The 12,577-nt window shown below is 46.3% G+C and carries 11 protein-coding genes; all 11 read left to right on the top strand.

The window, feature by feature from the left end; all coding sequences use genetic code 11:
• The first annotated feature begins 20 nt into the window (after positions 1-20).
• The 11 genes from ACKTT9_RS31075 (at position 21) to ACKTT9_RS31025 (ending at position 12,570) form a co-directional block, all read left to right on the top strand.
• Positions 21-707, top strand: coding sequence for an RraA family protein (locus tag ACKTT9_RS31075; protein ID WP_407869047.1), 687 nt, complete (start codon positions 21-23; stop codon positions 705-707).
• Positions 708-1,006: 299 nt separating this feature from the next.
• Positions 1,007-2,032 (top strand): LacI family DNA-binding transcriptional regulator, encoded by a 1,026-nt coding sequence (locus ACKTT9_RS31070; RefSeq protein WP_407869046.1) that lies wholly within the window; start codon positions 1,007-1,009, stop codon positions 2,030-2,032.
• Between the two features lie 190 nt (positions 2,033-2,222).
• Entirely contained in the window at positions 2,223-2,903 is a 681-nt protein-coding gene (locus ACKTT9_RS31065; RefSeq protein WP_407869045.1) for an RraA family protein, read from the top strand.
• Complete coding sequence (locus ACKTT9_RS31060) at positions 2,900-3,988, top strand: Ldh family oxidoreductase (protein ID WP_407869044.1); 1,089 nt, start codon at positions 2,900-2,902, stop codon at positions 3,986-3,988. The genes ACKTT9_RS31065 and ACKTT9_RS31060 overlap by 4 nt, the downstream gene beginning before the upstream one ends.
• A gap of 101 nt (positions 3,989-4,089) precedes the next feature.
• Positions 4,090-5,496 (top strand): ABC transporter substrate-binding protein, encoded by a 1,407-nt coding sequence (locus ACKTT9_RS31055; protein ID WP_407869043.1) that lies wholly within the window; start codon positions 4,090-4,092, stop codon positions 5,494-5,496.
• A 40-nt stretch (positions 5,497-5,536) separates the two neighbouring features.
• The gene (locus ACKTT9_RS31050) at positions 5,537-6,490 is read left to right on the top strand and encodes a carbohydrate ABC transporter permease (RefSeq protein ID WP_407869042.1); all 954 of its coding nucleotides are present in this window, start codon (positions 5,537-5,539) and stop codon (positions 6,488-6,490) included.
• Positions 6,491-6,506: 16 nt separating this feature from the next.
• Positions 6,507-7,340 (top strand): carbohydrate ABC transporter permease, encoded by an 834-nt coding sequence (locus ACKTT9_RS31045; RefSeq protein ID WP_407869041.1) that lies wholly within the window; start codon positions 6,507-6,509, stop codon positions 7,338-7,340.
• A 66-nt stretch (positions 7,341-7,406) separates the two neighbouring features.
• Positions 7,407-8,117 carry an RraA family protein gene (locus ACKTT9_RS31040; RefSeq protein WP_407869040.1) on the top strand — a complete coding sequence of 237 codons (711 nt, stop codon included), beginning with the start codon at positions 7,407-7,409 and terminating at the stop codon, positions 8,115-8,117.
• Between the two features lie 73 nt (positions 8,118-8,190).
• Positions 8,191-9,060, top strand: coding sequence for an NAD(P)-dependent oxidoreductase (locus tag ACKTT9_RS31035; RefSeq protein ID WP_407869039.1), 870 nt, complete (start codon positions 8,191-8,193; stop codon positions 9,058-9,060).
• A 136-nt stretch (positions 9,061-9,196) separates the two neighbouring features.
• A complete protein-coding gene (locus tag ACKTT9_RS31030; RefSeq protein ID WP_407869038.1) occupies positions 9,197-10,780 on the top strand; it encodes a response regulator in 1,584 nt (527 codons plus the stop codon).
• Positions 10,777-12,570: a sensor histidine kinase gene (locus ACKTT9_RS31025; RefSeq protein WP_407869037.1), complete on the top strand. Its 1,794-nt coding sequence runs from the start codon at positions 10,777-10,779 to the stop codon at positions 12,568-12,570. The genes ACKTT9_RS31030 and ACKTT9_RS31025 overlap by 4 nt, the downstream gene beginning before the upstream one ends.
• Positions 12,571-12,577: the final 7 nt, after the last annotated feature.

The raw sequence follows: 12,577 nt of genomic DNA, 5'->3' as shown, positions 1-12,577 counted from the left end.
TAGTGAAGGGATGAATGAACATGGACGATAGAGATAAAATTTTAGAGTTGTATAAAGATCTAAGGGTTGCAGATGTGCGCGATGGAATGGATTGGAATATGATGCATCATTACGGTTCCGTACATTATGAAATTCGCCCGCTGTTCAGAACCCGGGTAGTTGGCATTGCACGGACAGCCAGATATGTGCCTTTTGAAGAAGCCGTACCGAGTATGACTCCTGATGAATATACGGAATGGGCAAAATGGTACTATAAAGAAGTATGCTATGATCCTTGGCATAAGAGCATTACGAAGGGCGATTTCATGGTCATTGACCAAAGCGGTGTTGATGTGGGAATACTTGGTTCCAATAATACGCTAGGTGGTATTAAAGACGGGATTGTCGGGTATCTCTCGAACGGCGGAGTACGGGATACCGATGAAGTTATTTTGCAGGGTGTACCGGTGTGGTCCAAATTTATTTCGCAAAAAATGGATCAAGGCCGGATCCGTTTCGACGCATTGGATGTGCCGGTCAATATCGGAGGCGTAGTCATTCGAACAGGAGATGTTGTTGTAGCGGACGGTGATGGCGTTATTGTCGTGCCCAGAAAACTTGCCTACGAGGTGGCGAAGTATGCCCATCAGGAGCTGAAGGGCGATAAAGCGGGACGGAAAAGAATATATGAGGCCATGGGCAGAGCCCTTGATCATACGGTTATTTAATAGAGATACTATGTCAGGGCTATATTAGTAGCTCAACAGAAAACGGATATTTACCTGCCAACTTGATCTAAAGGCAAGTAAATATCCGTCTTTTATTTTTTATTGTGTAGTTGAAAATATGGAGGGGACGGATCTGGTATCCGTGCAGCAGTGTGTCATGATTATCATTAAAAGTTGAATGAGATGGAGAAATAGCGAGATAACCGTAGATTGACGGTGCATTCTGCTATCTGTTATATTTGTTAGATTAATACGCAGTTAAGCTGAAACTTATACACGGAATGAAATGAGGAATTTCATTGAAAGTAACCATCGATGATGTGGCTAAAATGGCTGGTGTATCTAAAACAACAGTTTCACGTATACTCAACGGGAATTACTCGCAAGCGACGGAAGAAACGAAAGAAAAGGTTTTAAAGATCATACGCGATATGAATTATCGTCCCAACCCCATGGCACGGGGATTAAAGCAAATGAGGACGAATATTATCGGTATCGTTCTTTCTAATTTAAGTAATCCATTCTGGTCCCGAGTATTGGAAGGTGTTGAGGATACATGCCGTCTGTCAGGGTATAGTCTCATGGTATGCAACTCCAATGAAGATTCCGAACGTGAAGCAGAGTTAATTGATGGTTTACAAATGCGCCAGGTGGATGGCATTATTGTCAATCCAACTGTCAATAATAGAGAACTATTTACGGAAATCGTCAATAAGAAGTATCCCCTTCTTGTCATTAATCGCCGAATTTCAGATTTGGAAGTTGATGATGTAGTCGTAGATAACGTACAAGGAGCACGACTGGCTGTCGAACATTTTATCCAAATGGGCAGACGTAATCTGGTGAGCTTCGTTTACCAGCCGGAAGGCATCAGTACATGGCAGGAACGTATCTTTGGATTTACTGAGGCAATAAGAGAAAACGGTCTTGAAGTGACAGATCAAACAGTGATTCAAGTTGTAAACGCAAGCGGAAAGGCCAAGGCAGCAGTGATCGACTACTTTAAGCAAAAACCTAATGTTGATGCTGTTTTTTCTACAAATAATATGATGACATTGGAAATCCTGGAAGGTTTTAAGGAGCTTGGTATACAGGTTCCTGGACAAATTTCCTTAATTGGGTATGATGAGACGGTCTGGGCTAAACACTTAAACCCTCCATTAACTACAATCGAACAACCGGCTTATGAGATGGGCAGGATTGCAGCTAAAAACCTGATACAAAGAATTAGTTCTAAAGCGGTGCGTAAGCCCAAGCATGTCGTGTTAAAACCGAATCTGATCATCAGGAGTTCAAGCGGTAAAGCAAACGAAGATCATCAATAAATAAAGATGCGCAGTCATTTACGACTGGTGCATTTTTTTTTGTTTTTTTTGATGTAACCGCTTGCTGAATTGGAAAAAACGTGTTAAGTTTTAGTTGTAAATCGATTTCCTAAATCGATAAACCTATTATTTTAATCGTAATAATCATTCGAATGTATTATCTTTTAAACTTTCTAAGGAGTGTGCCTTTATGCCAAATCTAGGTTTTCGAATTTTACAGCGGACAGAGCGCCCGAGCCCTACATTGCTTCATCAGTTTCAAGATGTAGTTACCCCGCATATTAGTGATAATTTAAATCGGATGCATGCGATTTGTTCAGAGTTGCGTCCATATCATCAAGCAGGGAGCAAACTCGTGGGAGTGGCATTAACCGTCAAGACAAGACCCGGGGACAATTTGATGGTACACAAAGCTATCGATTTGGCAGAGCCTGGGGATGTCATTGTCGTTGATGCAGGGGGAGATACGACCAATTCTATCGTTGGGGAAATTATGCTTCGCTTAGCTCAGAAGAAAGAAGTTGCCGGATTTATTATTGACGGTGCAATCCGTGACACAGTGGCGTTTACGAATGACACCTTTCCTGTATATGCGAGGGGTATAACCCATCGCGGACCTTACAAGGATGGACCTGGCGAAATTAACGTTCCTGTTTCAATCGGCGGGATGATCGTTGAACCGGGTGACATCATTGTCGGCGACGAAGATGGTTTGGCTATCGTGCCGCTGAGAGATGCAGAAGACTTGCTACAGCTCATCCGTGAGCAGCAGGTACGTGAACAGCTTATTTTACAGTCCATTGAGGATGGCACGGTAAACCGTGATTGGGTGGATCAGACTTTAAAACAGAAGGGCTGTGAGGGGTTATGAGTTTGCCTCATACGTATGATTGGGGAAAACTGCAATCCTTTTGCAGGGAAGTTTTCACTCGTGCTGGCGTACCTGCGGACCGTGCAACCACGGTAGCGGAGTCACTGGTACAGGCAGATCTTCGCGGAGTTGAATCTCATGGTGTAGTGCGAACTGGCATTTATTTGAAACGTGTCGAAAAAGGAATGATGGACCCTCACGCTGAGCCGAACATTGTGTCAGAGCACGGGAGCACCGCCTTGCTAGATGGGAGCAATAATTTTGGAGCTGTGGTGGGAAGTTTTGCGCTTGATATGGCAATGAAACGAGCTAAGCAATATGGTGCGGGAGTCGTGGGCGTAAAGGGCTCCAATCACTTCGGCACGGGGGCTTATTATGCGAAGAAAGCGATTGAACAAAATCTGATTCTGCTTGTGATGTCTAACGCATCGCAGACGATGCCGCCGTCGGGCGGAATTCGCCCCTTCATCGGTACGAATCCTTTATGTATTGGGGTTCCGGCTGGAGAGGAGAACCCTTTTATTCTGGACATGGCTACAAGCGTTGTTGCAAGAGGCAAGATCATCGTTGCAGCACAAAAGGGGGAAGCGATTCCTTTAGGATGGGCGATCGATAAAGAGGGAAATCCGACGACCGATGCGGAAGCCGCATTGGAAGGATCTGTTCTTCCGGTCGGAGGTCCGAAGGGCTATGCGATATCCATGTTTATTGATATTTTGTCGGGAGTGTTAACCGGCGCGGGCTATGGGCAGTACGTGAATAACATGTATGAAAATTGGGATGAACCGCAAAACGTAGGTCACTTTTTCATAGCGGTGGACATTAGCCATTTTATTCCGCTGGAGTTGTTTAAACAAAGGGTCGATCTGTACATCCGCCAAATAAAGAATGAACCTAAAGCACCCGGTGTGAATGAGATTTTGGTACCCGGTGAAATCGAACATAGACAGACGGAAAGACTTAAGCGAGAAGGTATTCAGCTTCCGCTCAAGGTGGTTGATGAGTTGAATGACATTGGCTTGAAATACGGTTTGCAGTTTCGCGAAGCTGCTATAGCCCCAGTCATTGAAAGCTCCCAAACATAATCAACATAATCCAAACAGGGCCGCCTAACAATTATGTCCAGGCTCCGCTACAATAATGATGTAAGCGGTACCGTACATAAGAGCTTAGGGAGGCCGAATAAATGAATCGTAAATGGCTTACGTTATCAATGGCTGCAATAGTACTAGCAACTTCTGCAGGCTGCAGCAGCGGAGAGAGTAAGGATGCTGCTCAAGGCGGAAGTACAGTAGGTGAAACAACTGGGAAATCGACTTCTCCGATTAAGGCGAAGCCCGAATTAAAAGGGAAAATTCGAATAGGCTATGTAGGTTTGAACGATCAGACAGCACCTGACCCGCTCACGGGGGAAATGGTTTACGGAGCAGACGAGTTGAAGAAGCGGCTTAAGCAGGATTACCCGAACATTGACTTTGAGGTTGTCACATATCCGTATAAGGATCATCAAGCGAAAGCGAAGGCGTTGGTAGAATCGCGTCAAATCGATGTATCCATAGAATCAGACAGTAAATTTATGTGGAACCAGGGCTTGAGCGAGGATTTGACGCCGTTTGAAGAGAAAGACAAAGAGTGGAGCAAAGATTTATATTTATCACCGACGTTGCTTACCGGTCCATTGGAAGTCGATAAGGATGGGAAAACAGTCAACAATGCTTTGCCTATCGCAGTAGACGGTTCAGGAATTTACTTTGACAAGACGATTTTTGCTGATTTCGGCGTAGCGCCGCTGTCAGAGAATCCGACCTGGGATGAAGTGCTCGATAAAGCGAAGAACCTAACCGGCAAAAACCCAAAAACAGGCGAACAAACCTATGGCGTATACACCCGTATTCCTGGTGACCAAGCGGGCTACGCAGTCTCCATCATCGCCAATACATTCGGCGCAGACATGGGTAAAATGGGTAATAAGGAATACCTGAATCAGGTTACTTTGAATAGCATCGGCATGGTTAAAGCGGCAGATTATTACAAATCGATGATCCCTTTTACACCTCCGGGCATGATTCAAGGGCAAGGTGCCGAGAAATGGTCCACGCCGAAAAACAACATCGCGATGTACATTAATCTGCCGGCCATCCAGCTGCAAAAATTTAAATCGCTAAAAATGCTGGATAAGTACGATGTGGCGATGATTCCAAAAGGTCCTCAAGGAACCGGCGGCTTCCTTGGCGGCATTCGAGTACAAATGGTCAAGAACACGCAGGATAAAGAGCTTGCTTGGGAAATCGTCAAGTGGATGTCTGTTGGCAACGGACAGCGATTCCTTTGGGAAACGAAGAACACGATGCCGGTTTCGACCAAGTCGCTTGGACCGGATTACAAGCCGGATGCCAACGATGAGAAGATGTTCAAGATGGTGAGTCAAGCGCAATATATGTCTCCAATCTGGTTCACGACAGCCAAATTTGCGCTAACACGAGGCATGGAAAAGGTGCTGCTGAAAAATACTCCGGCCCAAGAAGCACTTGATGCGGCCCAAAAAGAAGTATTGGATGAATTCGCTAAAAACAAAGCCGCCGATCAGAAGTAACTCTCTCGCAAACCGTAAAGTCGCTAAAGGAGGGTTCAATATGAAACCGACGACATACGCGAGTACGGTTACAGATGCCAAGCAGGCTCTACCGATATCCAAACAGCATTTTCCGAGGAAAGGCAGATTCTTCAAGGAGTTTACCTGGTATCTTTATCTGCTTCCGACAGTAGGCGTCTTAGCATTAATCAGCTACTACCCGATGATCAAAACGTTGCTCCTCAGTTTCTATGTTTCAGGCGACGGCAGTTTGGAAAAGTTCGCAGGATTGTTTAACTACAAGCACCTGCTGACGGATCCGAATTTCTTCCTCGCCATTTATAACACGCTGTACATTGGTTTGTTCGGTTTACTGCTGGGACTGCCGCTATCGTTTCTGCTGGCTGCCCTGATTAACCGGGCAATGTACGGCAAAGGGTTGTTGAAAGTAATCTACTTTTTACCGAATGTGACTTCGGCGGTGGCAGTGGTGCTCGTGTTCAAGGTCTTGTTTTTCCCCGACCAGTCAGGAACGGTCAACTATGTACTCTCCTGGTTCGGTATCGGGCCGAAACAATGGGTCAACGACCCCATGCTCATCAAATGGGTCGTTATTGCCTTGGCGCTGTGGCAGTCGGTCGGCTTTAACATCCTTATCTGGATGGCCGGCCTGCAGTCGATCTCCAAAGATTACTACGAGGCCGCCCGTGTGGACGGCGCCTCCCGCTGGGATGAAATGCGATATATTACGATGCCGGGCGTCCGGCCCATCCTCTGGTTTCTATTAATAACGGGCGTCATTGGCGCCTTCCAGCGGTTCGATGATGTGTATACCTTCGGCGGTGCCTCTGGTAGTCCGCTCCGCTCGCTGCAAACGATCGTCCTCTTTTTCTATGAAGAAACGATGGAGAAGTCCCAATATGGTTACGGTTCAGCAGCTTCGGTTGCACTGTTCCTGATGATTCTGATCATCACCATCATAAATCTGAAAATCTCCCGGAGAGCGGAACGATGAGAGGAGGCAGGTTCGAATGACAAGACGCAATCAATTGTTCGAAATGATCCGGCTGCTCGTCTTGGCAGCGCTGGCCGTAGTCTTTCTTTATCCCTTTGTGCTTATGATCGGCATCTCTCTGGACGTTAATGCGAATTTCGGGCTTAGCTTTCCGCCTCGCATCGTTCCCGAGGAGATCGGGTGGAAAAACTTTTCCTTAATTTTCAAGTCCCTGCCGATAGGCACGTATTACATAAATTCAATCATTATTGTCGCTGGTTCCGTGGTATGTCACATTGTAGGCGCCACGCTGGCAGGATATGCCCTTTCCAAAGGGGAGTTTAGGGGTAAAAAGATCTGGCTCCTGATCATTCTCACCGCCATGATGGTACCCGATCAAGTCATTGTGTTCACCCGCTTTCTGGTGTTTAACCAACTAAACCTGATCAATTCGTTCGTTGGAGTTATTCTTCCAACACTCGCTTATCCATTCGGCGTATTCCTGGTGAAGCAGTTCATGGATTCGCTGCCGAATGAACTGGGGGAAGCAGCCAAAATGGACGGTGCCAATCACTTTACGATATTTATGAAAATTTATTTGCCGCTCACGTCGCCGATCATTGCTACCTTGTCCATCATTACGGTGATGCACAAGTGGAACGAGCTGCTTTGGCCGCTCCTCATTTTATCAAAGAGCAGCATGTTCACCGTTTCCATCGGTGTGGCGAATTTCACGCTGGGACCGAATGGAACGTACATCGGAAGCAGTCTTGCCCTTGCTACACTAACCATCATCCCAATGGTTGTTTTATTCCTGTTCCTGCAACGATACGTCATTGAAAGTGTGGCATCGAGCGGTTTGAAGCTTTAATAGGAATCGCTCTTTCTATACAGCCTGCAAATGAACAAACCAAATCCAATGTAGAGGTGACTGAAAATGATCGAATTGACAAAAGAGGAAAAACAAAAACTGATGGAAGTTTACCGTAAACTGCGCGTTGCCGATGTTCGCGACGGGATGGACTGGAACATGATGCATTTCATGGGCAGCATCCACACGGACACGATCAAGCCTTTGTTCCGCACAAGCTTCTGCGGGTTTGCCAAAACGGTTCAATTCGTACCGACGAACCGCACGATCCCTACAATGGAGCCGGAAGCGTACACGAAATTCTCGAATCATTGGTACGGCAATATCGCAACCTATCACTGGGGCAAAAGTATCGGTGAAGACGATGTGCTGGTGCTCGACGCTAGCGATACGAACGTTGGCATTATTGGTTCAAATAACGGCTTGGAGTATAAAAGCCAAGGCTGCCGTGGCATCATCACAAACGGCGGAGCGCGGGACACGGATGAGCTGATCTTGAACAAGGTGCCCGTATTCTCCCGTCACGTGTCGCAAACGATGGTTCAAGGCCGTGTGGAATATCAAGCCCATGATATCCCTGTTAACATTAATGGCCAACTCGTGCGTCCAAACGATATTATCGTTGCAGACGGAGATGGAATCGTTGTCGTACCTCTGGAAAAAGCATGGGATGTAGCGAAATATGCGACACAGGAAATGGAAGCGGATAAAACGAGCCGCCGTAAGTTGTACGATAAAATGGGCTTGTCTGTCGATGCGTCTGTTGCTGGCTACTAAACCTACAAATCCCGGTTATACCGGGGTTTTTCCATATTCCATCATTATGTTTACTCAAAAGGGGGAAATCACGATGAATCCGCTAGATATGCGCCAAATTGCTTTTCTTGGACTGGGAGCAATGGGATTGCCGATGGCCAGAAACTTGGTGAGAGCAGGCTTCAAGCTGCATGTGACTGTTCACAGAGACCCAGGGCCGGCCGATGAGCTACGCAAACTGGGGGCAGAGGTACACGATTCCCCGGCGGGAGCGATAGCCGCAGCCGGCGCGATCATTAGTATTTTGCCGGAGGATCGGCAAATGCTGCAGGTACTGCTGGCCGACGAAGTGCTGGCTGAAGTGCGGGAAGGCCAACTGCTGCTGGAAATGACATCGGGCTCCCCTGGCGCGATGAAGGAAGTTGCTGAGGCATATGCAGCCAAACAAGCGCATGTTTTGGATGCTCCTGTCAGCGGAGGTACGATTGGTGCAGAGAAAGGAACGCTGACGGTTATGGCCGGAGGCAGCGATGTGGCGTTGGAGATGGCACAGCCAATTCTTGAGGCGATGGCGCAAACGGTACATCGCATCGGAGCTATCGGGGCAGGCAAGGCGGTTAAGGCAATCAACCAGATGCTTGCAGCCGTGCATATGCTGGCTGCCTCTGAGGCTATTGCTTTATCCGAACGGCTTGGCGTTAATTTGGATGCTTTACAGAAAGTCATTGGCAGCAGTTCCGGCGGCTCATGGATGTTTGCAAACAAAGCGCAGGCGATCGCAGAGCGGAATTTCCAGCCCGGCTTTAAACTTAATCTAATGAAAAAGGACATCGGTATTGCCCTTCAGGAAGGTAAAGGCCAACCGCTGCCTGTAGCGTCTCAGGCTTTTCAGCTATATGAAATGGCCGCTAAAGAGAACGGCGAGCTGGATTTTGCAGCGGTGAGCCGTGTAATTAGAGAGTAATCAAACGATCTTCCATTTAGTGGAAGTGGTTCAATCTATGCAAGAATGAAGAGGGAAAGGGGCAGTTTCGTTGAATTCCTTAGTTAGCAGACCTATCGTCCGTATACAAGTATCCACTGCAGGAGGGAACAAGAGCATGTTGACAGTATTGATCGTAGATGATGAACCGTTAATGCGGATGGGTATCCAAAAGGCGATTGATTGGAGCAACTATGGAATTGGCGAAATGAATACGGCTCCTAACGGGAGAGTAGCTCTTCAAATGGTTGAGGAAAAACAGCCTGATGTACTGCTGACAGACGTCCGGATGCCGGGACTGGATGGTTTGGAGCTATCTAGAATCGTCAAAGAACGATGGCCTTCTATAAAAATTGTCATTATTTCCGGCTACGATGATTTTAGCTATGCCAAAAAATCCATTGCTTGCGGGGTAACGGACTATCTTTTGAAGCCGATCGACAGTAAATCTTTGGGACAAACGATAGATAAAGTGACCCAGGAAATTGCTGATGAACGGGGTAAAATTCGTGAGCAGGATCAAATGTCGCACCTCCTTCAGCAATCGGTAGGCATTGCCAGACAAAAAGTGCTGAAAGAACTATTGTTTGGCGAGGCAGGGGAAAAAGAAATTCAACGCTATGAGCACGTGCTCGGCTTAAATGATTCCATATGTGGCAGAAACGCGGTTGCATTGGTCAAAATAAATTCTTTTAAAGAGAAAAGCACATTGTTCCGTGATGGCGGATTGCTGCATTTTGCCGTACAGAACATTCTGGAAGAACTGGTTCGAACGGAAGGCAGTGGTGAACTGGTTGATCTTCGACCGGGTAGTCTCCTATTAGTTTTAAGACAGGATGAGAGCGCATTCAAACCGATAGATCAATTTGTATTGCAGGCGCAAGCAGCAGTACTGGACTATTTGCGTGTGCCCACTACTTGGGGACTGGGCAGTATAGCTTCCGGTCTGCAGGGTTTGCGCCAATCCTATCGCGATGCGGACCGCGCGCTAAAATCACGTTGGATGAGTCCGACCCAACGCATTTTTGCCTTCAATGAAGAAAGGGCGGGTAAATCTTTACCGGTGAATGACACCATTCACACCGTTACGCAGGCTCTTCAGCTTGGCAGCACGAAGCCGCTGCTGGACGAATTGGAGAAGATGACGGATCGATTTTCCAAAGACTGTACCTATGATCCGGAAAGTATCGAAGCTTTTTATTTGAAGTTGGCCGAATCGCTGGAGATCTTGCAGAAGGATCGCAACCGTGAGAGTCAGACAGACCTGCGGGAGCGGGTGCGTGAAGTGTTGTATTTGTCCGATACACTGATCGACGCGGTGGCAAGCTTGGATATTTTATTTCAGGAATCGGTACAAACGCATCAACACCTGCCTAAACTGTACAGTAAAGTCATCCGCGATGTTATTGAATTTCTAAATCTGCACTTCGGAGAAGATATTTCATTGGCTGACGCAGCTAATCGTGTGTTCCTTAACCGCAGCTATCTTAGTTATTTATTCGTTCAGGAAACGGGAAGCAACTTCTCGGATTTCCTCGCGGTTCTGCGACTTGAGAAAGCAAAAGAATTGCTTGCAGCAGGCGGAATGAAAAATTATGAGGTTGCAGAAGCGGTGGGCTACAAAGATTTTCGCCATTTTGGGCAGATGTTTAAAAAACATACAGGGATGACGCCGAGCGACTTCAGGAAAATCGCGCCATGAAGAAAATTAGTTTCAATTTATTCACGAAGCTTATGCTCTCCTTTCTAAGTCTAGTCGTATTGCCTCTGACGGTGGTCAGTTCTTTCGCTTACAGCGTAGCGACGCACATTATCAACAATAACTTGAGCCGCTCAATCCAACAAACCGTGCATCAACTTTCACTCAACTCGGAAGTTATATTGGAGGATGCCGAGAAAGCGGCTAATACCGCATTTTACGACTCTTTTAATCTACCCAATCCAATTAAAAAGCAAATCGAAGCGTACCCGGCTGCGTCTGATTACGAAAAAAGCCAAATCAGCCGCAGTATTGAAGACGAGATGAACAAATATACAATTTACCGCAATGATATTAACGGCATGTATTTCATTGACACACAGGGGACCTACTTCTCATCCGCTAATCAATTAAGAGAAAAGCCGAATTTCACCGATTTTCCCTGGTTTCAGACCTTTACTGAATCCAGTTCAGCAGATGCGAATTGGTCGCCTTCACATAAAGTAGGCGGTTATACGGTCAGTTCGAATGCGAATGTAGTTTCTTTCTTAAAAAAAGTTCGCAATTCGTATGGGAATCAAATCGGTATTCTGTGGATGGACGTCAATGAGCGAACCTTAGAAAATATTTATACTACCGGGCTTGTGGCTCCTAACGGTTACACCATGATTTTGGACGATGCCAACAATGTGATCTCCATAAGTGACAAGACGCTCGTCACTCAAAAGCTGGAGCCAATGAAAAGTTTGATGCTCAAACCGGTCTTTGCCGAGGATAATGGCTACTATTTTACGGATGAAGACGATGTTCGCATGCTGGTTGCCTTTGCTACCATCCATACGACAGGATGGAAAATGATTTCTGTTGTTCCTGCTAACGAATTGTTCGTTGATGCATCCAGAGTCAAAAACATAATTATGGTGTCGGTGTTAATCATGATCGTGATGAGCACGATTATCGCTTACTTTTTAAGTCGGCGTATTACGCGTCCGATTTCCAACCTGATTCGTCTTATGGAAAAAGTAGCGGAGGGCAACATGTCTGTCCGTGCCAAAGTGGACAATACAGACGAAATAGGAAAGCTAAATAAGCATTTTAACATCATGATCGGAGACATTCAGAATTTAATTTCTACGGTATTTGTTTCTAATTTGAAGCAAAAGGAAGCCGAACTCGCCTCACTTGAAGCACAAATTAATCCCCACTTCCTCTATAACACGCTGCAGTCCATTAAGTGGCTGTCTGATATTCATCAAGCACCGGATATAGGGGAGATGGCCATAAGTCTTGCGAAAATTTTTCGTTTCAGTATTAAGGGGGCACCCATCGTCAGCTTGTATGAAGAGCTTCAACATGTCAAAGATTACATCAGCATACAGAAGTTCCGGTATGGAGACCGGTTCGAGCTCGAAACACGTATCCCTGAAGACATTCTGGGCTGTCAGATTCCGAAGTTGATTATTCAGCCGCTAGTGGAAAATGCCATCTTTCATGGCATTGAGACGAAGGAAGAACAAGGAACAATTACGATTTGGGCAGCTGTCGATGAGCAATCGCTCCATATCGGCGTGGAAGACGATGGGGCTGAGATTAGCGAAGAGAAGTTGGAGACAATCCGTAGATCATTGCTTGCTTCTGCAGGAAAGTATGCTGAGCCGAAAAAGAGTCTTGGCCTAAGGAACATTCATGAGCGTTTGCAAATGTTGTACGGAAATGAGTATGGCCTTCAGGTTGACAGGAGGCCTGATCGAGGCTTTAGTGTAGTGGCTTCGCTACCCAAGAATATGGAGTGAAATAGAG

The sequence above is a fragment of the Paenibacillus sp. P36 genome (assembly GCF_045866505.1).
Lineage (GTDB): Bacteria > Bacillota > Bacilli > Paenibacillales > NBRC-103111 > Paenibacillus_E > Paenibacillus_E chondroitinus.
This window is presented reverse-complemented; position numbering and strand designations above follow the sequence as displayed.